Annotated in this window: 19 protein-coding genes; 10 read left to right on the top strand and 9 right to left on the bottom strand. The window is 62.0% G+C overall.

The features are described 5' to 3' along the window. Positions 1 to 16: 16 nt before the first annotated feature. The 4 genes from NTD80_RS07160 to NTD80_RS07145 form a co-directional block, all read right to left on the bottom strand. Complete coding sequence (locus NTD80_RS07160) at positions 17 to 2863, bottom strand: valine--tRNA ligase (RefSeq protein WP_120447697.1); 2847 nt, start codon at positions 2861 to 2863, stop codon at positions 17 to 19. 130 nt (positions 2864 to 2993) lie between these two features. Next, positions 2994 to 3392 (bottom strand): DNA polymerase III subunit chi, encoded by a 399-nt coding sequence (locus NTD80_RS07155; protein ID WP_065906933.1) that lies wholly within the window; start codon positions 3390 to 3392, stop codon positions 2994 to 2996. 7 nt (positions 3393 to 3399) lie between these two features. After that, positions 3400 to 3828, bottom strand: a complete 429-nt coding sequence (locus NTD80_RS07150; protein ID WP_106805068.1) for a DNA polymerase III subunit chi — start codon at positions 3826 to 3828, stop codon at positions 3400 to 3402. A gap of 124 nt (positions 3829 to 3952) precedes the next feature. Further along, the gene (locus NTD80_RS07145; RefSeq protein WP_262132864.1) at positions 3953 to 5443 is read right to left on the bottom strand and encodes a leucyl aminopeptidase; all 1491 of its coding nucleotides are present in this window, start codon (positions 5441 to 5443) and stop codon (positions 3953 to 3955) included. A 283-nt stretch (positions 5444 to 5726) separates the two neighbouring features. Here NTD80_RS07145 and lptF point away from each other — a divergent pair, with 283 nt between their 5' ends. The 10 genes from lptF to tadA all read left to right on the top strand — a co-directional run bounded on the left by lptF (position 5727) and on the right by tadA (position 16288). Further along, on the top strand, positions 5727 to 6845 hold the full coding sequence (gene lptF / locus NTD80_RS07140) for an LPS export ABC transporter permease LptF (protein ID WP_016978267.1): 1119 nt from the start codon (positions 5727 to 5729) through the stop codon (positions 6843 to 6845). Beyond that, a complete protein-coding gene (gene lptG / locus NTD80_RS07135) occupies positions 6838 to 7917 on the top strand; it encodes an LPS export ABC transporter permease LptG (RefSeq protein ID WP_065906929.1) in 1080 nt (359 codons plus the stop codon). Before lptF ends, lptG begins: the two co-directional genes overlap by 8 nt. Positions 7918 to 8068: 151 nt before the next feature. Then, positions 8069 to 9868: a translation elongation factor 4 gene (gene lepA / locus NTD80_RS07130; RefSeq protein WP_028618986.1), complete on the top strand. Its 1800-nt coding sequence runs from the start codon at positions 8069 to 8071 to the stop codon at positions 9866 to 9868. A gap of 5 nt (positions 9869 to 9873) precedes the next feature. Continuing rightward, positions 9874 to 10728: a signal peptidase I gene (lepB, locus tag NTD80_RS07125; protein ID WP_262132860.1), complete on the top strand. Its 855-nt coding sequence runs from the start codon at positions 9874 to 9876 to the stop codon at positions 10726 to 10728. 150 nt (positions 10729 to 10878) lie between these two features. After that, positions 10879 to 11568 carry a ribonuclease III gene (gene rnc / locus NTD80_RS07120; protein ID WP_016978270.1) on the top strand — a complete coding sequence of 230 codons (690 nt, stop codon included), beginning with the start codon at positions 10879 to 10881 and terminating at the stop codon, positions 11566 to 11568. After that, on the top strand, positions 11561 to 12463 hold the full coding sequence (gene era / locus NTD80_RS07115) for a GTPase Era (RefSeq protein ID WP_016978271.1): 903 nt from the start codon (positions 11561 to 11563) through the stop codon (positions 12461 to 12463). The genes rnc and era overlap by 8 nt, the downstream gene beginning before the upstream one ends. A gap of 164 nt (positions 12464 to 12627) precedes the next feature. Further along, positions 12628 to 13317: a DNA repair protein RecO gene (gene recO / locus NTD80_RS07110; RefSeq protein WP_016978272.1), complete on the top strand. Its 690-nt coding sequence runs from the start codon at positions 12628 to 12630 to the stop codon at positions 13315 to 13317. Between the two features lie 51 nt (positions 13318 to 13368). Next, positions 13369 to 14112, top strand: coding sequence for a pyridoxine 5'-phosphate synthase (gene pdxJ / locus NTD80_RS07105; RefSeq protein ID WP_065906925.1), 744 nt, complete (start codon positions 13369 to 13371; stop codon positions 14110 to 14112). Positions 14113 to 14408: 296 nt separating this feature from the next. Then, positions 14409 to 15791: a multicopper oxidase family protein gene (locus tag NTD80_RS07100; RefSeq protein ID WP_262132859.1), complete on the top strand. Its 1383-nt coding sequence runs from the start codon at positions 14409 to 14411 to the stop codon at positions 15789 to 15791. Next, positions 15791 to 16288 (top strand): tRNA adenosine(34) deaminase TadA, encoded by a 498-nt coding sequence (gene tadA, locus NTD80_RS07095; protein WP_065906923.1) that lies wholly within the window; start codon positions 15791 to 15793, stop codon positions 16286 to 16288. The genes NTD80_RS07100 and tadA overlap by 1 nt, the downstream gene beginning before the upstream one ends. Before the next feature lie 138 nt (positions 16289 to 16426). Here tadA and cmoB read toward each other — a convergent pair whose 3' ends face one another. The 5 genes from cmoB to lon all read right to left on the bottom strand — a co-directional run bounded on the left by cmoB (position 16427) and on the right by lon (position 21861). Beyond that, the gene (gene cmoB, locus NTD80_RS07090; protein WP_262132857.1) at positions 16427 to 17383 is read right to left on the bottom strand and encodes a tRNA 5-methoxyuridine(34)/uridine 5-oxyacetic acid(34) synthase CmoB; all 957 of its coding nucleotides are present in this window, start codon (positions 17381 to 17383) and stop codon (positions 16427 to 16429) included. Next, positions 17380 to 18123 (bottom strand): carboxy-S-adenosyl-L-methionine synthase CmoA, encoded by a 744-nt coding sequence (gene cmoA, locus NTD80_RS07085; protein WP_065906921.1) that lies wholly within the window; start codon positions 18121 to 18123, stop codon positions 17380 to 17382. The genes cmoB and cmoA overlap by 4 nt, the downstream gene beginning before the upstream one ends. 35 nt (positions 18124 to 18158) lie before the next feature. Further along, complete coding sequence (locus NTD80_RS07080) at positions 18159 to 18815, bottom strand: lysoplasmalogenase (protein ID WP_262132855.1); 657 nt, start codon at positions 18813 to 18815, stop codon at positions 18159 to 18161. A gap of 1 nt (position 18816) precedes the next feature. Further along, positions 18817 to 19206, bottom strand: a complete 390-nt coding sequence (locus tag NTD80_RS07075) for a protease inhibitor I42 family protein (protein ID WP_106805063.1) — start codon at positions 19204 to 19206, stop codon at positions 18817 to 18819. Positions 19207 to 19437: 231 nt separating this feature from the next. Next, complete coding sequence (lon, locus tag NTD80_RS07070; RefSeq protein WP_262132854.1) at positions 19438 to 21861, bottom strand: endopeptidase La; 2424 nt, start codon at positions 21859 to 21861, stop codon at positions 19438 to 19440. Positions 21862 to 21954 lie beyond the last annotated feature (93 nt).

The raw sequence follows: 21954 nt of genomic DNA, 5'->3' as shown, positions 1-21954 counted from the left end.
TACACGGTTCGCACCCTTACAGGCTGGAAATCCGCGCATGTTGCTCCGCCAGCTTGCCCAGGGCCTGTTCAGCCTCGGCCAGCTTGGCGCGTTCCTTCTCGATCACTTCGGCCGGCGCCTTGTCGACGAATGCCGCGTTGGACAGCTTGCCGCCCACCCGCTGCACTTCGCCTTGCAGGCGCAGGATTTCCTTGTCGAGACGTGCGAGTTCCGCACCTTTGTCGATCAGGCCGGCCATCGGTACCAGCACTTCCATGTCGCCCACCAGCGCGGTGGCGGACAGTGGTGCTTCGGCGCCGTCGGCCAATACGGTGATCGACTCCAGCTTCGCCAGCTTCTTGAGCAGAGCGTCGTTCTCGGTGAGGCGACGCTGGTCTTCGGCGCTGGCGTTCTTGACGAACACGGCCAGTGGCTTGCCCGGACCGATGTTCATTTCGGCGCGGATGTTGCGCGTGCCGAGCATCAGGGTCTTGAGCCACTCGATGTCGCTTTCGGCGGCTTCATCGATGCGTGCTTCATTGGCCACCGGCCAAGGCTGCAGCATGATGGTCTTGCCGTCGATGCCGGCCAGCGGCGCGATGCGCTGCCAGATTTCTTCAGTGATGAACGGCATGAACGGGTGCGCCAGGCGCAGCGCCACTTCCAATACGCGTACCAGGGTGCGACGGGTGCCGCGCTGGCGTTCGACCGGCGCGTTTTCGTCCCACAGCACTGGCTTGGACAGTTCCAGGTACCAGTCGCAATACTGGTTCCAGATGAACTCGTACAAGGCTTGTGCGGCCAGGTCGAAACGGAACTGGTCGAGTTGGCGGGTCACTTCGGCTTCAGTGCGCTGCAGCTGCGAGATGATCCAGCGGTCAGCCAGGCTCAGCTCATAGGCTTCGCCGTTCTGGCCACAGTCTTCGCCCTTGTCCAGCACGTAGCGCGCGGCGTTCCAGATCTTGTTGCAGAAGTTGCGATAGCCTTCGACGCGACCCATGTCGAACTTGATGTCGCGACCGGTGGACGCCAGCGAGCAGAAGGTGAAGCGCAGGGCATCGGTGCCGTAGCTGGCGATGCCGTCGGCGAATTCGTCGCGGGTCTGCTTCTCGATCTTCTTCGCCAGTTTCGGCTGCATCAGGCCCGAGGTGCGTTTCTGCACCAGGGTTTCCAGGTCGATGCCGTCGATGATGTCCAGCGGGTCCAGGACGTTGCCCTTGGACTTGGACATCTTCTGGCCCTGGCCATCACGCACCAGGCCGTGCACGTACACGGTCTTGAACGGTACCTGCGGCGTGCCGTCCTCGTTCTTCACCAAATGCATGGTGAGCATGATCATCCGGGCAACCCAGAAGAAAATGATGTCGAAGCCGGTGACCAGCACGTCGGTGGAGTGGAATTTCTTCAGGAATTCGGTCTGCTGCGGCCAGCCCAGGGTCGAGAAGGTCCACAGGCCCGAGCTGAACCAGGTGTCCAGCACGTCGTTGTCCTGTTGCAGCGCAACGTCAGCCCCCAGGTTGTGCTTGGCACGCACTTCGGCTTCGTCGCGGCCGACATAGACCTTGCCCGACTCGTCGTACCAGGCCGGGATGCGGTGGCCCCACCACAGCTGACGGCTGATGCACCAATCCTGGATGTCGCGCATCCACGAGAAGTACATGTTTTCGTACTGCTTGGGCACGAACTGGATACGGCCGTCTTCCACGGCAGCAATGGCCGGCTCAGCCAACGGCTTGGTCGACACGTACCACTGGTCGGTCAGCCACGGCTCGATCACGGTACCGGAGCGGTCGCCTTTCGGGACTTTCAGGCCGTGGTCGTCAACGCTGACCAGCAGGCCGGCGGCGTCAAAGGCCGCAACGATCTGCTTGCGTGCTTCAAAGCGGTCGAGGCCGGCGTATTCGGCCGGGATCTTGCCGTCGATGCTGTCGTTCAGCGTGCCGTCGAGGTTGAACACCTGGCAGGCCGGCAGGACAGCGGCATTCTTGTCGAAGATGTTCAGCAGCGGCAGGTTGTGACGCTTGCCGACTTCGTAGTCGTTGAAATCGTGGGCCGGGGTGATTTTCACGCAGCCGGTGCCGAATTCCGGGTCGCAGTAATCATCCGCGATGATCGGGATGCGGCGGCCGACCAGCGGCAGCTCGACGAACTTGCCGATCAGTGCCTGGTAGCGCTCATCGTTCGGGTTAACGGCCACGGCGGCGTCGCCGAGCATGGTTTCCGGACGGGTGGTGGCGACGATCAGGTAGTCGTTGCCTTCGGCGGTCTTGGCGCCATCGGCCAGCGGGTACTTGAGGTTCCACAGGAAGCCTTTCTCGTCGTGGTTTTCCACTTCGAGGTCGGAAATCGCCGTGTGCAACTTGGTGTCCCAGTTGACCAGGCGCTTGCCGCGGTAGATCAGGCCGTCTTCATGCAGGCGCACGAAGGCTTCTTTCACGGCTTCCGACAGGCCGTCGTCCATGGTGAAGCGCTCACGGCTCCAGTCGACGGACGAACCCAGGCGGCGGATCTGACGGCTGATGTTGCCGCCGGACTGGTCTTTCCATTCCCAGATCTTCTCGAGGAATTTCTCGCGACCGAGGTCATGACGGTTCTGGCCGGTGGCTTCGAGTTGGCGTTCCACCAGCATCTGGGTGGCGATACCGGCGTGGTCGGTGCCGGGCTGCCACAGGGTGTTGCGGCCCTGCATGCGGCGGAAACGGATCAACGCATCCATGATCGCATTGTTGAAGCCATGGCCCATGTGCAGGCTGCCAGTGACGTTCGGTGGCGGAATCATGATGGTGTAGGAATCGCCCGCGCCTTGCGGAGCGAAATAATTCTCGGACTCCCAGGTCTGGTACCAGGAAGTTTCAATAGCGTGCGGTTGGTAGGTCTTATCCATGCGCGGCGGGACCCTAGTTGGCATTAATTCAGGAAAGCCGACAAGTATAGCGGGGGGGAGCAGCTGCAAGCTACAAGCGACAAGCTGCAAGTTGATCGCGGTGCTCTGACTTGCAGCTGGAGGCTTGAGGCTAGTTGCTTGTGGCCGCGGCGATCAGCCGCTCCATGCGCGCATCCAGCCGGCGCTTGATCTCGGTCTCGATATGCGGGGCAAAGTCGTCGATCACGTCTTGCATGATCAATTGCGCGGCGGCGCGCAGTTCGTTGTCCAGGTGCAGCAACAAGGCGTCCGGGGACTTCTCGGCGACAGGCTCTGCAACGGGGGCGGCTGGCGCGACGGGCGCCGCAACCGGCTCAGGTGCGGCAGGTTTGCCACCGACCATGTCGAACAACAGCGGAATCTGTACCTCGCCATTGACCGACTCGGTCAGCAGCGGCGGTTGCAAGTCATCATCACCCAGCAACTGACGGATCGACTCGAGGTCGTCCAGCAGGTGGTCGTCTTTTTTTATAGGGTTTGGAGTGTCCATCATGTGCTCAAAGTCGTTGTAGCCGGTGATCTTGCAAAGGATAGCCCTGTTCGCGGTAGAAGCGGAAACTCTCCCGCGCGGCCTGACGAATAGCCGGATCTTCGACCACCACTTCCGCCACGCGGGCGAATGCCTTGGCAAAGGGCGGCACTTTCAGGTCCAGGTTGACCAGCAGGTCATGGTGATCGCCACAGCTGTCGCCCAGGCCCAGGACGATCAGGCCTTCGGGTTCGGATTCGGCGGGGCCGTGCGGCACGAAGCTTTCACCCTTGAAGCGCCAGAGGCGGGCGTCGAGTTCATCGCGTTGGGTCGCGTCGCTGCAATGCAGGTAGATGCGGTGGCCCATGCGCCAGGCTTTTTCGGTGAGTTTGCAGGCAAAGTCCAGGCGCGCGGAGGGATCGGCGCTGGGCAATATATAGAAGTCGACTTGGGTCATTACAGTTCCTGGGCATGCGCATACCCCTTGTAGGAGCCGGCTTGCCGGCGATGAGGCCCTTGAGTCGCGTGGCGATTTCAAGGCAGCCATCGCCGGCAAGCCGGCTCCTGCGCAGGGGGTGCGTTTAGGCCTTGGCGCGATCCAGCAGGTACTGGGTCAGCAGGGGCACCGGACGGCCGGTGGCGCCCTTGTCCTTGCCGCCGCTGGTCCAGGCGGTGCCGGCGATGTCCAGGTGTGCCCAGTTGAAGTTCTTGGCGAAGCGCGACAGGAAGCAGGCCGCGGTGATGGTGCCGGCTTTCGGGCCGCCGATGTTGGCGATGTCGGCGAACGGGCTGTCCAGTTGCTCCTGGTACTCATCGAACAGCGGCAATTGCCAGGCACGGTCGTCGGCAGCCTTGCCGGCGCTGAGCAGTTGCTCGACCAGCTCGTCGTTGTTGCCCAGCAGGCCCGAAGTGTGGGCGCCCAGGGCCACCACGCAGGCGCCGGTCAGGGTCGCGATGTCGATCACGGCCTGTGGCTTGAAGCGCTCGGCGTAGGTCAGTGCGTCGCACAGCACCAGGCGGCCTTCGGCGTCGGTGTTGAGGATTTCGACGGTCTGGCCGCTCAGGGTGGTGACGATGTCGCCCGGACGGGTCGCGCCGCCGCTCGGCATGTTCTCGGCGCAGGCCAGGATGCACACCAGGTTGATCGGCAGTTTCAACTCGAGCACGGCGCGCAGGGTGCCGAACACGCTGGCGGCGCCGCCCATGTCGTACTTCATCTCGTCCATGCCCAGGCCCGGCTTGAGGCTGATGCCGCCGGTGTCGAAGGTGATGCCTTTACCCACCAGGGCGTAAGGCTTCTCGGACTTCTTGCCGCCGTTGTATTGCATCACGATCAGGCGTGGCGGCTGGTCGCTGCCCTGGCCCACGGCATAGAACGAGCCCATGCCCAGTTCCTTGATCTTTTTCTCGTCCAGCACTTCGACCTTGAGGCCCTTGAACTCTTTGCCCAGCGCCTTGGCCTGTTCGCCCAGGTAGGTCGGGTGGCAGATGTTCGGCGGCAGGTTGCCCAGGTCGCGGGTGAACGACATGCCGTTGGCGATGGCCTGGGCGTGGGTCACGGCGCGCTCGACTTCAGCCTGGGCAGCCTTGATGGTCAGCAGGGTGATTTTCTTCAGGGCGCGCGGTTCGGCTTTCTGGCTCTTGAACTGGTCGAAAATGTAACCGCCGTCTACAAGAGTCTCGGCCAGCAGGCGGGTCTTGCCGTAGCTGTCACGGCCCTTGACGACGATTTCGTCGAGTGCCAGTGCCGCGTCGCTGCCGCCCAGGCCCTTGAGGGTGCTGAGGATGCTGCTGATGATCTTGCGGAATGGACGGTCGCCGAGCTCGGCGTCCTTGCCCACGCCCACCAGCAATACGCGGTCGGCCTTGAGGTTGGGCAGGCTTTGCAGCAGCAGGCTCTGGCCGACTTTGCCGGCCAGGTCGCCGCGCTTGAGCACGGCGCTGATCGCACCGCCGCTGAGTTCGTCGAGTTGCTTGGCGGCGACGCCGAGCTTGCGGCCTTCGCCGATGGCGACCACGAGGGTGGCGGTTTTCAACGTTTCGGGGCTAACGCTTTTTACAACCAATTCCATTTTCGGGTCCCTTATAAAGGTCTGAGAGCCGTGCGTCTGTACGCCGGCTTTAAGGCTGGGCAGCGGTGTAAGCCGCCCGCGACAAAGGCCGCAGTTTGAACCTCGCCGGCGGAGCCTGACAACCCTTGCCACGTGCTTTGTGCATGCGCATGAGGTTGCGCAGTGACAGGCGCGGTCAATCACAGGATAATGCGCCATCTTTTTAGCCGGCCCGCTGTAAACGGGCTGACTCGGTATGCTGCTTGTTTGGCCGCCTTAGCCTGACAACCCTGGAGTGTCTGGTTTGATCGTCTTCCGTTATCTGTCCCGCGAAGTCCTGTTGACCCTGAGTGCCGTGAGTGCGGTGTTGCTGGTCATCATCATGAGTGGTCGTTTCGTCAAATACCTGGCCCAGGCTGCCTCCGGCGCCCTGGACCCAGGCTCGCTGTTCCTGATCATGGGCTTTCGCCTGCCGGGGTTCCTGCAGCTGATCCTGCCGTTGGGCCTGTTCCTCGGGATCCTGCTGGCCTACGGCCGCCTGTACCTTGAAAGCGAAATGACCGTGCTTTCGGCCACCGGCATGAGCCAGCAGCGCCTGTTGGGCATGACCATGATCCCGGCCGCCGGCGTCGCGCTGATCGTGGCCTGGTTGAGCCTGAGCCTGGCCCCGCAAGGTGCCATGCAGTTCCAACTGGTGCTGAACAAGCAGGACGCGATGACCGAGTTCGACACCCTCGAACCTGGCCGTTTCCAGGCCCTGAACGACGGTTCACGGGTGACCTACACCGAAACCCTGACCGACGACCGCGCCAACCTCGGCGGTGTCTTCATCTCTGAAAAACGCTTGGGCCAGGACAAGAAAGACCGCGGCATTTCCGTGCTGGTAGCCGATTCCGGCCGCCAGGAAGTCCGTCCGGACGGCAGCCGCTACCTGATCCTGGAAAATGGCTATCGCTACGATGGCAGCCCGGGCATGGCAGATTATCGCGCGATCAAGTACGACACCTATGGCGTGATGCTGGCTCGTCCGGACATCAGCGACGAAGTCACTGACCGCGACGCCATCCCCACCACCGACCTGTTCGGCAGCAAGGAGCTGCGCTCGATCGCCGAGCTGCAATGGCGGATTTCCCTGCCGCTGCTGGTGTTCATCGTGACCTTGATGGCCGTGCCGCTGTCGCGCGTCAACCCGCGCCAGGGCCGTTTCCTCAAGCTGTTGCCGGCGATCCTGCTGTACATGGCTTACCTGACCATCCTGATTTCCGCCCGTGGCTCCCTGGAGAAAGGCAAGCTGTCGCCGACCCTGGGCCTGTGGTGGGTGCACGGTATCTTCCTGGTGATCGGCCTGGGGCTGCTGTATTGGGAACCTATACGCTTGAAAATGATGAGCCGTCGTGGCCAGAAGGAGTTGGCTCGTGGCTAAGCTCGATCGCTACATTGGTAGCAGCGTACTGATCGCCATCCTGGCGGTATTGGGCATCATCCTGGGCCTGGCCTCGTTGTTCGCCTTCATCGATGAAGTCGGCAACGTCAGCGACACCTATACCGTGTGGGACGTGCTGAGCTACGTCGCCCTCACCGCGCCGCGTCGCCTCTACGACATGATGCCGATGGCCGCGCTGATCGGCTGCCTGATCGGCCTGGGCAGCCTGGCCAGCAACAGCGAACTGACCATCATGCGCGCCGCCGGGGTGTCCATCGGCCGTATCGTCTGGGCGGTGATGAAGCCCATGCTGCTGCTGATGCTGTGCAGCGTGCTGATCGGCGAATATGTCGCGCCACCGGCTGAAACCACGGCCCAGGCCAACCGCGCCCTGGCCCAGGGCTCGGGCGATGCGCAAAGCTCCAAGCATGGCTTGTGGCACCGCCAGGGTGATGAATTCATCCACATCAACGCCGTGCAGCCGGGCGGCCTGTTGATCGGGGTCACGCGCTACACGTTCGACAAGGAACGTCACTTGCTGGCGTCCAGCTTCGCCAAACGTGCACAGTACGGCGATGAAAAGTGGCAACTGAGCGACGTCACCACGACTTATTTCCGCAATATCGGCCAAGGCACCAAGGCCAGCACCGAAGTGATCAATGTGCCAAGCGAGGAGTGGGATATCGCCCTCAAGCCGCAATTGCTCAATACCGTGGTGATGGTCCCTGAAAGCCTGCCGATCTCCGGCCTGTGGGGTTACATCCACTATCTCAAGGACCAGGGCCTGAACAACGGCCGCTACTGGCTGGCGTTTTGGGTCAAGGTGCTGCAGCCGGTGGTCACCGCCGCGCTGGTACTGATGGCGATTTCGTTCATCTTCGGCCCACTGCGTTCGGTCACCCTCGGCCAGCGCGTGTTTACTGGCGTGCTGGTCGGCTTCACCTTCCGGATTGCCCAGGACCTGCTGGGCCCGTCGAGCCTGGTGTTCGGGTTCTCACCCCTGTTTGCGGTGCTGGTGCCGACCGGTATCTGCGCCCTGGCTGGGTTCTGGCTGTTGCGCCGCGCCGGTTGATGCCGCGCTTATGAACAAAAAATGCCCCGCTCGCGAGATCGGGGCATTTTTGTTCTGGTCAGCAAAGATGACGCCTGGCCTGAGCATCAGGTACAATTCCCGGCTATTTTTCAGCGGGCAATCTGCCTGCAGCCTTTTTGAGTGTTGATCCGTGAGTGATTTGAGTCATATCCGCAATTTCTCCATCATCGCCCACATTGACCATGGCAAGTCGACGCTGGCCGATCGATTCATCCAGATGTGCGGCGGCCTTGCCGAGCGTGAAATGGAAGCCCAGGTCCTGGACTCCATGGACCTCGAACGCGAGCGCGGGATCACCATCAAGGCCCACAGCGTTACTCTGTATTACAAGGCCAAAGACGGCATCACCTACCAGCTGAACTTCATTGACACCCCGGGCCACGTCGACTTCACCTATGAAGTCAGCCGTTCCCTGGCGGCCTGTGAAGGTGCCTTGCTGGTGGTCGACGCCGGCCAGGGCGTTGAAGCGCAGTCGGTTGCCAACTGCTACACCGCGATCGAGCAGGGCCTGGAAGTCATGCCCGTGCTGAACAAGATCGACCTGCCACAGGCCGAGCCCGAGCGCGTCAAGGAAGAGATCGAGAAGATCATCGGCATCGACGCCACCGACGCCGTCACCTGCAGCGCCAAGACCGGCCTGGGTGTCGACGAAGTGCTCGAGCGCCTGGTGCAGACCATTCCCGCGCCGACCGGCAACTACGAAGATCCGCTGCAAGCGCTGATCATCGACTCCTGGTTCGACAACTACCTGGGCGTTGTGTCCCTGGTCCGCGTGCGCCATGGCCGCGTGAAGAAGGGCGACAAGATCCTGGTCAAGTCCACCGGCAAGATCCACCTGGTGGACAGCGTGGGTGTATTCAACCCCAAGCACACTGCGACCGTTGATCTGAAAGCCGGTGAAGTGGGCTTCATCATCGCCGGTATCAAGGACATCCACGGCGCGCCGGTAGGTGACACGCTGACGCTCAGCTCGACGCCAGACGTCGATGTGCTGCCGGGCTTCAAGCGCATTCAGCCACAGGTCTACGCCGGTCTGTTCCCGGTCAGCTCCGATGACTTCGAGGATTTCCGCGAAGCCCTGCAGAAGCTGACCCTCAACGACTCGTCGTTGCAGTACACCCCGGAAAGCTCCGACGCCCTGGGCTTCGGCTTCCGCTGCGGGTTCCTGGGCATGCTGCACATGGAAATCATCCAGGAGCGCCTCGAGCGCGAATACGACCTGGACCTGATCACCACCGCACCGACGGTTATTTTTGAGCTGTTGCTGAAAACCGGTGAAACGATTTACGTCGACAACCCGTCCAAGCTCCCGGATCTGTCGGCAATCGAAGACATGCGCGAGCCTATCGTGCGGGCCAATATCCTGGTTCCGCAGGAGCACCTGGGCAACGTCATCACCCTGTGTATCGAAAAGCGTGGCGTACAACGCGACATGCTGTTCCTCGGTACCCAGGTGCAAGTGACCTACGACATGCCGATGAACGAAGTGGTCCTGGACTTCTTCGACCGCCTCAAATCCACCAGTCGCGGCTACGCTTCGCTGGACTACCATTTCGATCGTTACCAATCGGCTAATCTGGTGAAACTGGATGTGTTGATCAACGGCGACAAGGTAGATGCCCTTGCACTGATCGTGCACAAGGACAACGCGCACTACAAAGGTCGCCAGTTGACCGAGAAGATGAAAGAACTGATTCCGCGCCAGATGTTCGACGTCGCGATCCAGGCCGCCATCGGCGGGCAGATCATTGCGCGGACCTCCGTCAAGGCTCTCAGAAAGAACGTACTGGCCAAATGCTACGGCGGTGACGTAAGCCGTAAGCGCAAGCTGCTTGAGAAGCAAAAGGCCGGTAAAAAACGCATGAAGCAAGTAGGTAACGTGGAAGTTCCACAAGAAGCCTTCCTTGCGGTGCTCAGGTTGGATAGTTAGGTCCTATGTCGCTAAATTTCCCGCTGTTGCTGGTCATCGCCGTTGCCGTTTGCGGTCTCTTGGCGTTGCTCGATCTGGTGTTCTTCGCCCCGCGTCGGCGGGCGGCTATCGCGTCCTATCAGGGCAGCGTCAGCCAGCCCGATGGCGTGGTCATCGAGAAGCTGAACAAAGAGCCTTTGCTGGTTGAATACGGCAAGTCGTTCTTCCCGGTGTTGTTCATCGTGCTGGTGCTGCGTTCGTTCCTGGTGGAACCGTTTCAGATCCCTTCGGGGTCGATGAAACCCACCCTGGATGTCGGCGACTTCATCCTGGTGAACAAGTTTTCCTACGGGATCCGCCTGCCGGTGATCGACAAGAAGGTCATCGAGATCGGTGACCCGCAGCGCGGCGACGTGATGGTGTTCCGCTATCCGAGCGATCCGAACGTCAACTACATCAAGCGTGTAGTGGGCCTGCCGGGCGACGTGATTCGCTACACCAGCGACAAGCGCCTGTTCATCAACGGCGAATCGGTGGCCGAGAAGTTGATTGGTTCCGAACCGAACAGCCTGGGCAGCGCTGAGCTGTACGAAGAAAAACTCGGTGCGGTAGAGCACGAAATCCGCAAGGAAATGAGCCGCTACCGTGCCCAGCCTGATGGTGAGTGGAAAGTGCCGGCCGGGCACTATTTCATGATGGGCGACAACCGTGACAACTCCAATGACAGCCGCTACTGGGATGATCCCACCATTCCCAAGGACCTGCTGGGCATGGTTCCCGACCAGAATATCGTCGGCAAGGCCTTCGCGGTCTGGATGAGCTGGCCGGAACCCAAGCTCAGCCACCTGCCGAACTTCTCGCGGGTCGGGCTGATCAAGTAATACAGGCGGCGCTGTGAACACAGCGCCGAATGCTTTTCTGGGGTTGGGACAAATCGGTCCCGCCTCATGCAGCACCAACCAGGATTTGAATTTGAACACTGCGTCAATCGTCGATGGCCGCCGGTGCCACCAAACAGATATGGGTAAACCGTGAGCGTTTCTTTAAGCCGTCTCGAGCGTCAGCTCGGCTACACCTTCAAGGACCAGGAATTGATGGTCCTTGCCCTTACACACCGCAGCTTTGCCGGGCGTAATAACGAACGCCTGGAATTCCTCGGTGATGCCATCCTCAATTTCGTCGCCGGTGAGGCCCTGTTCGAGCGCTTCCCACAAGCCCGTGAAGGCCAGCTGTCGCGCCTGCGTGCGCGCCTGGTGAAGGGCGAGACCCTGGCGGTGCTGGCCCGTGGCTTCGGCCTGGGCGAGTACCTGCGCCTGGGGTCCGGCGAGTTGAAGAGTGGCGGTTTCCGGCGTGAATCGATCCTCGCCGATGCCCTCGAAGCGCTGATCGGCGCGATCTACCTCGATGCCGGCATGGAAGCAGCCAAGGAGCGCGTCACCGCGTGGCTGACCTCCGAGATCGAAAGCCTCACGCTCGTCGACACCAACAAAGATCCCAAGACCCGCCTGCAGGAATTCCTCCAGTCGCGCGGGTGCGAACTGCCACGCTACGAAGTGGTGGATATCCAGGGCGAACCGCATTGCCGCGTGTTCTTCGTGGAATGTGAAATCACCTTACTGAATGAAAAAAGCCGAGGTCAGGGTGTGAGCCGTCGTATTGCCGAACAGGTAGCGGCCGCTGCAGCACTGATTGCCCTGGGCGTGGAGAATGGCCATGACTGATTCAACCGCAACACGCTGTGGCTATGTTGCCATCGTCGGCCGCCCCAACGTGGGCAAGTCCACGCTGCTGAACCACATCCTCGGCCAGAAGCTCGCGATCACCTCGCGCAAGCCGCAGACCACCCGCCACAACATGCTGGGCATCAAGACCGAAGGCAACGTGCAAGCGGTCTACGTCGACACCCCGGGCATGCACAAAGGCGGCGAGAAAGCCCTCAATCGCTACATGAACAAGACCGCTTCGGCGGCGTTGAAAGACGTCGACGTGGTGATCTTCGTGGTCGACCGCACCAAGTGGACCGATGAAGACCAGATGGTCCTCGAGCGTGTGCAGTACGTCACCGGCCCGTTGATCGTCGCGCTGAACAAGACCGACCGCATAGAAGACAAAGCCGAGCTGATGCCGCACCTGAGCTGGCTGCAGGAACAACTGCCGAACGCGCAGATCATCCCGATCTCGGCCCAGCACGGGCATAACCTCGATGCCCTGGAACGCGTGATCGCCGAGCACCTGCCGGAGAACGAGCACTTCTTCCCGGAAGACCAGATCACCGACCGCAGCAGCCGTTTCCTCGCCGCCGAACTGGTGCGCGAGAAAATCATGCGCCAGATGGGCGCCGAGCTGCCGTACCAGATCACCGTCGAGATCGAAGAGTTCAAGCAGCAGGGCAAGACCCTGCACATCCATGCGCTGATCCTCGTCGAGCGTGACGGCCAGAAGAAAATCATCATTGGCGACAAGGGCGAGCGCATCAAGCGCATCGGCACTGAAGCGCGCAAGGACATGGAATTGCTGTTCGATTCCAAGATCATGCTCAACCTGTGGGTGAAGGTGAAGGGTGGCTGGTCCGATGACGAGCGCGCACTGCGTTCGCTGGGCTACGGCGACCTGTAAACGGCCTTCGGTAACGCCGCAAGTCAAAATGTGCGAGCGGGCTTGCTCGCGAATACGGTCTATCAGCGATGAATGTATCGACTGACACTCCGCCTTCGCGAGCAAGCCCGCTCCCACATTGGATAGTCGCAGTTTTCAAGACCGTGCTTGTCAGCGAGAACCCAATGTCCCAATCCCCACCTCCCAGCCAACTCGCCTACGTCCTGCACAGCCGCGCCTACCGCGAGACCAGTGCGCTGGTGGATTTCCTCACGCCCCAAGGTCGCCTGCGCGCAGTGTTGCGCAGCGCGCGGGGCAAGGCGGGTACATTGGCGCGGCCCTTCGTGGCGCTGGACGTGGAGTTTCGCGGCAAGGGCGAGCTGAAGAACGTCGGCCGCATGGAAAGCGTCGGCACCAGCGCCTGGCTCAATGGCGAGGCGCTCTTCAGCGGCCTCTACCTGAATGAACTGCTGATCCGCCTGCTGCCCGCTGAAGACCCGCACCCCGCGGTCTTCGATCACTACGCTGCCACCTTGCTGGCCCTCGCCGAAGGGCGCCCGCTGGAGCCGTTGTTGCGCGCTTTCGAGTGGCGCCTGCTGGATGACCTCGGCTACGGCTTCGAACTGGCCAACGACCTGCACGGCGACCCCATCGCCGCCGACGGCATGTACCGCCTCCAGGTCGATGCTGGCCTGGAGCGCGTTTACCTGCTGCAACCGGGGCTGTTCCAGGGCACTGAGCTGTTGGCCATGAGCGAAGCCGACTGGACCGCCCCCGGCGCGTTGTCCGCCGCCAAGCGCCTGATGCGCCAGGCGCTGGCCGTGCACTTGGGCGGACGGCCGCTGGTCAGTCGCGAGTTGTTTCGAAAGCCCTGACATCCCCGTGTATGCTGTGCACCGATTCTTTCCCTTTTCAGGAGCGCTTCCGTGACCACCAGCAATCGCATTCTTCTTGGCGTCAACATCGACCACGTCGCCACCCTGCGCCAGGCCCGGGGCACCCGTTACCCTGACCCGGTCAAGGCCGCGCTGGACGCCGAAGAAGCGGGCGCCGACGGCATCACCGTGCACCTGCGCGAAGACCGCCGCCACATCCAGGAGCGCGACGTGCTGCTGCTCAAGGACGTGCTGCAAACCCGCATGAACTTCGAAATGGGCGTCACCGAAGAAATGATGGCGTTCGCCGAGCGCATCCGTCCGGCGCACATCTGCCTGGTGCCCGAAACCCGCCAGGAACTGACCACCGAAGGCGGCCTCGACGTCGCCGGTCAGGAAGCGCGGATCAAGGCCGCGGTGGAGCGCCTGTCGAAGATCGGCAGCGAAGTCTCGCTGTTCATCGACGCCGATGAGCGCCAGATCGAAGCGTCGCGCCGCGTCGGCGCGCCGGCCATCGAGCTGCACACCGGCCGTTATGCCGATGCCACCACGCCGACCGAAGTCGCCGACGAACTGCAACGCATCATCGACGGGGTCAATTGCGGGTTGAATGAAGGCCTGATCGTCAACGCCGGCCACGGCCTGCACTACCACAACGTCGAGGCCGTGGCTGCGATCAAGGGCATCAACGAGCTGAACATCGGCCATGCGCTGGTGGCGCATGCGCTGTTTGTCGGCTTCAAAGGTGCCGTGGCCGAGATGAAGGCGCTGATCCTGGCTGCTGCCAAGGCCTGATACCGCCGCCCAAGCTCAGCCGTGCCACCTGTGGTGAGCGGGCTTGCCCCGCGTTGGGCTGCGGAGCGGCCCTGAAACCTGCGATTCCGATCTCCCTGACACACGGCGGCGATTGAACTGGGGCTGCTGCGCAGCCCAACGCGGGGCAAGCCCGCTCGCCACAAAAGGCGTGCTCGGGACGCGACCCAATGAAATCAGCAACTGCGGCAATGCGAAGCCTTACTGTTTAGCCGATGCAGGTGTATCGTATCTGCCCTTTGCGGGCCTCTGGCCTGCGGCAGATTCGTGAGGTTGTTGTGTCCCGATCCTTTTCCCGTCGACAAATCCTGGGTGGTCTTGCAGGCCTGGCCGTTGTGGGCGTCGGTGCCGGTGGTGCCTATCGCTACTGGCTGGGGAAAGTCGCCGAGGCCGAGGCGGGGCACGATTACGAACTGATCGCCGCGCCGCTCGACGTGGAGTTGGTGCCAGGACACAAGACCGAAGCCTGGGCGTTCGGCCCGTCGGCGCCAGGCACCGAGTTGCGTGTGCGCCAGGGTGAATGGCTGCGGGTGCGCTTTATCAACCACCTGCCGGTCGCCACCACCATTCACTGGCACGGCATCCGCCTGCCGCTGGAAATGGACGGCGTGCCCTACGTCTCGCAACTGCCGGTACTGCCCGGCGAATACTTCGACTACAAATTCCGCGTACCCGACGCCGGCAGCTACTGGTATCACCCCCACGTCAACAGCAGCGAAGAACTCGGCCGAGGCCTGGTCGGTCCGTTGATCATCGAAGAGCGCGAGCCCACCGGTTTCAAGCACGAACGCACCCTCAGCCTGAAAAGCTGGCACGTGGACGAAGAGGGCGCCTTTGTTGCCTTCAGCATCCCGCGTGAAGCGGCGCGTGGCGGGACCGCCGGGCGCCTGTCGACGATCAATGGCGTGTCCCAGGCGGTGATCGATTTGCCGGCCGGGCAGATCACCCGCGTGCGCCTGCTCAACCTCGACAACACCCTGACGTATCGCCTCAATATTCCCGAGGTTGAAGCGCAGATCTATGCGCTGGACGGCAACCCGGTCGAACCGCGGCCGTTGGGCAAGGAATACTGGCTGGGCCCGGGCATGCGCATCTGCCTGGCGATCAAGGCGCCAGCGGCGGGTGAAGAGCTGTCGATCCGCAATGGCCCGGTGCGCCTCGGCACCTTCCGTTCCGTCGCCAACAACGACGCTCCCACCGAGTGGCCGCCCGCTTTGCCAGCCAACCCGATTGCCGAGCCGGACCTGGCCAATGCCGAGAAACTCAACTTCAATTTCGAATGGGTCGGCTCGGTTTCCGTCGACGTCGACAACGGTAAGCCGCCGAGCCTGTGGCAGATCAACGGCAAGGCCTGGGACATCACCGACAAGACCTGCGCCGACCGCCCGATTGCCAAGCTGGAAAAGGGCAAGAGCTATATTTTCGAATTGAAGAACATGACCCAGTACCAGCACCCGATCCACCTGCATGGCATGAGCTTCAAGGTGATCGCCTCGAACCGCCACAAGGTGATCCCGTACTTCACCGACACTTACCTGTTGGGCAAGAACGAGCGCACGCGCGTGGCGTTGGTGGCGGATAACCCGGGGGTGTGGATGTTCCACTGCCACGTGATCGACCACATGGAAACCGGCCTGATGGCCGCCATCGAGGTGGCGTGATGCGCCAGTTTCGGCCCACGGCGATCATCGACCGCAGCCGCGACCAGGACTTCATGCGCGAAGCCCTGGCCCTGGCCGCCCAAGGTGCTGCGCTGGGCGAGGTGCCGGTGGGCGCAGTGCTGGTGCAGGACGGCGAAATCATCGGTCGCGGCTTCAACTGCCCGATCAGTGGCAACGACCCCAGTGCGCATGCCGAAATGGTCGCGATCCGCGCCGCCGCGCAAGCGATCAGCAACTATCGCCTGGTCGGCAGCACGCTGTATGTGACCCTCGAACCGTGCAGCATGTGCGCCGGCCTGATCGTGCATTCGCGGGTGGCGCGGGTGGTGTATGGCGCGCTGGAACCCAAGGCCGGGATCGTGCAAAGCCAGGGGCAGTTCTTTACCCAGGGCTTTCTCAATCACCGCGTGCTGTTTGAAGGCGGGGTGCTGGCTGAGGAGTGTGGGACTGTCTTGAGCGAATTCTTCAAGGCGCGCCGCGCAAAACCATCGGTTTAAACAACACTGAAAACCAATGTGGGAGCGGGCTTGCTCGCGAAAGCGGTAGGTCAGCCACCCTCTGCATAGCTGAACCAGTGCTTTCGCGAGCAAGCCCGCTCCCACCTTTTGACCTGCATTTATCCAGGGCGATTGGGTTTATTTCTTGGCGATGATGACGGCGCGCATCGGCGCCGGCAGCCCTTCGATCGTCTTGCTGTGATCCTGCGGATCGAGGAAGTCGCTCAGCGACTGATACTTCATCCACTCCGTCCCACGCTGTTCCTCGACCGTCGTCACGCTCACGTCCACGCAACGCACCTCACTGAAGCCGGCGCGGCGCAGCCACAGCATCAGCGCCGGCACCGACGGCAGGAACCACACGTTGCGCATCTGTGCGTAGCGGTCTTCCGGCACCAGCACTTGCTGCTGGTCGCCTTCGACCACCAAGGTTTCCAGCACCAGTTCGCCGCCCTTGACCAGGGTGTCCTTCAGCGCCAGCAAATGCTCGATCGGCGAGCGACGGTGGTAGAACACACCCATGGAAAACACGGTGTCAAAGCCTTCCAGATTGGGCGGCAGGTCTTCGAACGGGAATGGCAGGTGCCAGGCATTCGGCGCGGACAAATAGCGCTGCACGGCCTGGAACTGACAGAAGAACAGCCAGTTGGGGTCCACGCCAATCACGCTGTCGGCGCCGGCGCCGAGCATGCGCCACATGTAGTAGCCGTTGCCGCAGCCCACGTCGAGGATGCGCTTGCCCTTGAGGTCCAGGTGCGGTGCCACGCGCGACCACTTCCAGTCCGAGCGCCATTCGGTGTCCACATGCACGCCGAACAGGTGGAACGGCCCTTTGCGCCAAGGGCTCAGGCCCATCAGCGCGGCATGCATCTGCACGCGGGTGTCTTCGTCGCAGTCGGTATCGAGTGTCAGGCCGTTGAGCAAATCCACTTCGCTGGGCTGGATTTTTGGCAGTGCATCCAGCGCACTCTGCCAGCGCTCCAGGTCGCCATGACCCTTTTCCATCTTGCTATCGAGTTGTGCTTGCAGGCCCTGAGCCCACACGGCCAAAGGAGTGCCAACCAGATGGCGGGCGAGGGGAGACAGATCAATCATGGCAAGGCAATCAACGAGGCAAAGTTAAGACACTGGAACCACGGCACGACTTTCGAGAACCCGGCCGCCAGCAGGCGTTCGCGGTGTTCTTCGAGGCTGTCGGGCTTCATGACGTTTTCGATGGCGCTGCGCTTCTGGGCGATTTCCAGTTCGCTGTAGCCATTAGCGCGTTTGAACGCGATGTGCAGGTCGGTGAGCAGCGCGTGTTCTTCAAGGTCATTGAAGCGCAGCTTTTCCGACAGGATCAACGCACCGCCCGGCAACAGCGACTGGCGGATGCGGCCGAGCAGCGCCAGGCGCTCCTCGGGGGCGATAAATTGCAGGGTGAAGTTCAGCGCCACCACCGAGGCCGGTGCAAATTGCAGCGCGAGGATATCGCCCTCCACCACCTCGACCGGCAACAGCTCCTGGAACATCGAGTCCTGGCCATTCAGGTATTCGCGGCAGCGCTCGACCATGGCCGCCGAGTTATCCACAGCGATCACCCGACAACCGTCGGTGCGCACATGGCGGCGCAGGGCCTGGGTGACCGCGCCAAGCGAGGATCCCAGGTCATACAGCACGCTATTAGGTTGTGCGAACTGCGCGGCGAGTACGCCGAGGTTCTCGACGATGGTCGGGTAACCCGGCACCGAGCGCTTGATCATGTCCGGGAACACCCGCACCACGTCCTCGTTAAAGGCGAAGTCCGGCACCTGGGGCAGGGGCTGGGCGAATAGGCGATCGGGTTCTTTGCTCACGGCTGTTCCGGCGACGAGGGGGAAAAGCCGGCATTTTAGCCAACTTGGCCCTCGGATGCGCGGGTTGTCTGATGGAAAGCCGAGGCTGTGATACCCCACTGGCCAAGCCAGTAAGTGACGATCAACAGATACGGTGCCGCCTCGAACGACAGCACAAACCGATTGATGCCGATCAGCGTGTCGGAAAACACAAACGACACCGCACCGGCCGCCGCCAGCAGCGCCGAGCGTTTCGGCACGTCACTGCCCAGTCGCGCCAACGCACGCCAGAGCATCGCACTGATCACGGTGGCATAAACCACTACAGGCATCAGCAGGTCACCCAGGCCGTGGGAAATCAGGATGCTCAGCAGGATCGCGCCCACGCCCAGCGCCAATACCAATGGCAGCAGCGCCAAGCGGCGGCAATCGCTGAAGTAGGCTTTCAGATACGCCAGGTGCGCGAACAGGAACGCGCCGAGGCCGAAGATGAACAAGTCGCCCGGCCACGCCAGCAGCACATCGCCGACCAGCGAGAAAATCAGCCCCAGGCTGATCCAGCGTCGATAGTCGGTGGGCGGCGCGTCATGCAGCCAGCCCAGCAGCGCGAGTACCGGCAGCGGTTTGACCAACAGGCACAACAAGGTGGCGTGGGTGGTCAGGCCGTAGATAAAGGTGCCGGCGCCCATCAACGCAAGAATCAGCCATGGCATATCAGTTCACCGTAATGGCGCAGTCGAAGGTTTCGGCGGGTTCGGCTTCCGGCTCCCAGGGTTGCTGGGAGGTCAGGCGCAAACGTCCCTGGCCGGCCGCAAAGGCCTGGAAGCGCCAGGTGGACTGGCCGCCGCCACCAATCACGCCGGATTCCGAGCTGCTGTAGACCTCGGGGCTCAGCGCGCGCAATACGCCGCCGGCCGAATCCTGGATGGCCCAGCGGTAACCGGTGGTGGGATTGCTGGGCAGGGTCAGGATCAGATTCTGCCCGGACTTGAGCTGGAGCGGGCAGGCGCCCTGATCTTCCACGGTGACGTTTTGCTTGGGGGCACTGGCGCAGGCGGCCAGCAGGGCAAGGCTCAGGGGAAGCAGCAGGCGGGCAGCGGTCATGGAGGCTCCGTTGATTAGCGACGAAGGGCGAGCATAACCGAAGATGAGACAAGGTGTGACAAGAGGACCGCAGAGTGCCCTGCGTTGGGCTGTGGAGCAGACCCAGAACTGACGACCCCATTCTTTCGCAAAGAATGGGGTCTATTTAAGCGGGGCTGCTACGCAGCCCAACGCAGGGCAAAACCTGCTCACCACAGGGGGGGCACTCGGGGCACTCGGGCTAGTGAGCTATCAGAAGAGCACCTTCGCCACGTCGGCAAAGCGCTTGGCAAAGTGCACGGTCATGCCTTCCTTCAGGTAGTCCGGCAACTCCTCGAAGCTGCCACGGTTTGGCTCCGGCAGGATCAGCTCGTGAATCTTCTGGCGTCGCGCCGCAATCACCTTCTCGCGCACCCCGCCAATCGGCAGGACATGCCCGGTCAGCGTCAGCTCACCGGTCATCGCCACGCCTTTTTTCGGCGGCTGGTTGCGCGCCAGCGACAGCAGCGCGCTGGCCATGGTCACCCCGGCACTCGGGCCGTCTTTGGGCGTGGCGCCTTCCGGCACGTGCAGGTGCACGAAGGCCTCGTCGAAGAACTTCGGATCACCGCCAAACGACTTCAGGTTGGAGCTGATGTAGCTGTAGGCGATTTCGGCAGACTCCTTCATCACCTCACCCAACTGCCCGGTGAGCTTGAAACCACGGTTGAGCGTGTGGATGCGCGTCGCCTCGATCGGCAACGTGGCGCCGCCCATGCTGGTCCAGGCCAGGCCGGTGATTACCCCGGTGCCGGACAGCACTTGCTCGTTGCGGAACACGGGAATGCCCAGTGAGCTTTCCAGGTCCTTGTTGCCGATCTTGATCACCGAGTCGGGCTCATCCAGCAGCTTGACCACGGCTTTGCGCACCAGTTTGCCCAGCTGTTTCTCCAGCTGGCGCACGCCGGCTTCCCGCGCGTAGCCGTCGATCAACGCGCGCAGGGCGCCGTCGCTGATGCTCAGGCTGTTTTTCGACACGCCGGCTTTTTCCAGCTGCTTGGGCCACAGGTGACGCTTGGCGATGGCGACTTTTTCTTCAGTGATATAGCCGGACAGGCGAATCACTTCCATCCGGTCCAGCAGCGGGCCGGGGATGGAATCCAGGGTGTTGGCGGTGCACACGAACAGCACCTTGGACAGGTCCAGGCGCAGGTCCAGGTAGTGGTCGAGGAATTCGACGTTCTGCTCAGGGTCGAGGGTTTCCAGCAATGCCGACGCCGGGTCGCCCTGGAAGCTCTGGCCCATCTTGTCGATCTCGTCGAGCATGATCACCGGGTTCATCACTTCCACATCTTTGAGCGCCTGCACCAGCTTGCCCGGCAGGGCGCCGATGTAGGTGCGGCGATGGCCCTTGATCTCGGCCTCGTCGCGCATGCCGCCGACACTGAAACGGTAGAACGGCCGGCCCAGTGACTCGGCGATGGATTTGCCGACGCTGGTCTTGCCCACGCCCGGCGGGCCCACCAGCAGCACGATGGAACCGGCGACTTCGCCTTTATAAGCGCCCACCGCGAGGAACTCGAGGATGCGGCTCTTGATGTCGTCCAGCCCCGCATGGTGTTTATCCAATACCTTGCGCGCGTGCTTGAGGTCGAGCTTGTCCTCGCCATACACCCCCCACGGCACCGAGGTGGCCCAGTCGAGGTAGTTGCGGGTGACCGCGTACTCCGGCGAGCCGGTTTCCAGGATCGACAGTTTGTTGAGTTCTTCATCAATGCGTTTTTTCGCCTGGGCCGGCAACACTTTGCCTTCCAGGCGTTGCTCGAACTGCTCGACGTCCGCGCTGCGGTCGTCCTTGGTCAGGCCCAGCTCCTGCTGGATGACCTTGAGCTGTTCCTTGAGGAAGAACTCGCGCTGGTGCTCGCCGATCTTGCGGTTCACTTCGGCGGAGAGTTCTTTTTGCAGGCGCGCGACTTCGACTTCCTTGCGCAGCATCGGCAGGACTTTTTCCATGCGCTTGAGCATGGGTACGCAGTCCAGCACTTCCTGCAACTCGTTGCCGGTGGCCGAGGTGAGGGCAGCAGCGAAGTCGGTCAGCGGCGACGGGTCGTTGGGGCTGAAGCGATTGAGGTAGTTCTTCAGCTCTTCGCTGTACAGCGGGTTGAGCGGCAGCAGTTCCTTGATTGCATTGATCAGCGCCATGCCGTAGGCCTTGACCTCGTCGGTCGGATCGCTCGGCTGGTGCGGGTATTCGACTTCCACCAGGTACGGTGGGCGATGGTGCTTGAGCCAGGTGCGAATCCGCACGCGGGTCAGGCCCTGGGCGACGAATTGCAGTTTGCCGTTCTCGCGGCTGGCGTGATGCACCTTCACCAGGGTGCCGTACAGCGGCAGGCTGGAGGTGTCGAAATGCCGGGGATCTTCGGGCGGCGTGTCCATGAAAAACAGGGCAAGCGAGTGGTGATCGGATTTGCTCACCAGCTCCAGGGTTTCCGCCCACGGTTCTTCATTGACGATCACCGGCAGCACTTGCGCCGGGAAGAACGGCCGATTGTGGATCGGAATAATGTAGACCTTGTCCGGCAGGTTTTGCCCAGGCAGGGCAAGGCCGGTGTTGGATGAAGCTGCGTGTTCAGCGTTTTCGGGATCGGCGTAATCATTGAGGTCGATGTCCGGGAATTCTTGCTGGTCGCTCATGGGGCACCTGCATAAGGAAGTATGCAGGTTAGATGGGGCAGGGTAGTGGTGGTTTCAATGGCGGGGGTGAGATAGCAACATATTGCATGATAT

The organism is Pseudomonas sp. 13B_2.1_Bac1, assembly GCF_025466155.1.
In the GTDB taxonomy this organism is placed as follows: Bacteria; Pseudomonadota; Gammaproteobacteria; order Pseudomonadales; family Pseudomonadaceae; genus Aquipseudomonas; species Aquipseudomonas aylmerensis.
The sequence above is the reverse complement of the archived record's forward strand: the minus strand, read 5'-3'. Positions and strand labels throughout refer to the sequence as shown.

Bases quoted from the DNA above. Each gene is read 5' to 3' on its own strand.
- NTD80_RS07160 (WP_120447697.1), bottom strand. From the start codon at position 2,863: ATGGATAAGACCTACCAACCGCACGCTATTGAAACTTCCTGGTACCAG.
- NTD80_RS07155 (WP_065906933.1), bottom strand. From the start codon at position 3,392: ATGGACACTCCAAACCCTATAAAAAAAGACGACCACCTGCTGGACGAC.
- NTD80_RS07150 (WP_106805068.1), bottom strand. From the start codon at position 3,828: ATGACCCAAGTCGACTTCTATATATTGCCCAGCGCCGATCCCTCCGCG.
- NTD80_RS07145 (WP_262132864.1), bottom strand. From the start codon at position 5,443: ATGGAATTGGTTGTAAAAAGCGTTAGCCCCGAAACGTTGAAAACCGCC.
- lepB (WP_262132860.1), top strand. From the start codon at position 9,874: ATGTCGCTAAATTTCCCGCTGTTGCTGGTCATCGCCGTTGCCGTTTGC.
- era (WP_016978271.1), top strand. From the start codon at position 11,561: ATGACTGATTCAACCGCAACACGCTGTGGCTATGTTGCCATCGTCGGC.
- recO (WP_016978272.1), top strand. From the start codon at position 12,628: ATGTCCCAATCCCCACCTCCCAGCCAACTCGCCTACGTCCTGCACAGC.
- tadA (WP_065906923.1), top strand. From the start codon at position 15,791: ATGCGCCAGTTTCGGCCCACGGCGATCATCGACCGCAGCCGCGACCAG.
- cmoB (WP_262132857.1), bottom strand. From the start codon at position 17,383: ATGATTGATCTGTCTCCCCTCGCCCGCCATCTGGTTGGCACTCCTTTG.
- NTD80_RS07080 (WP_262132855.1), bottom strand. From the start codon at position 18,815: ATGCCATGGCTGATTCTTGCGTTGATGGGCGCCGGCACCTTTATCTAC.
- NTD80_RS07075 (WP_106805063.1), bottom strand. From the start codon at position 19,206: ATGACCGCTGCCCGCCTGCTGCTTCCCCTGAGCCTTGCCCTGCTGGCC.
- lon (WP_262132854.1), bottom strand. From the start codon at position 21,861: ATGAGCGACCAGCAAGAATTCCCGGACATCGACCTCAATGATTACGCC.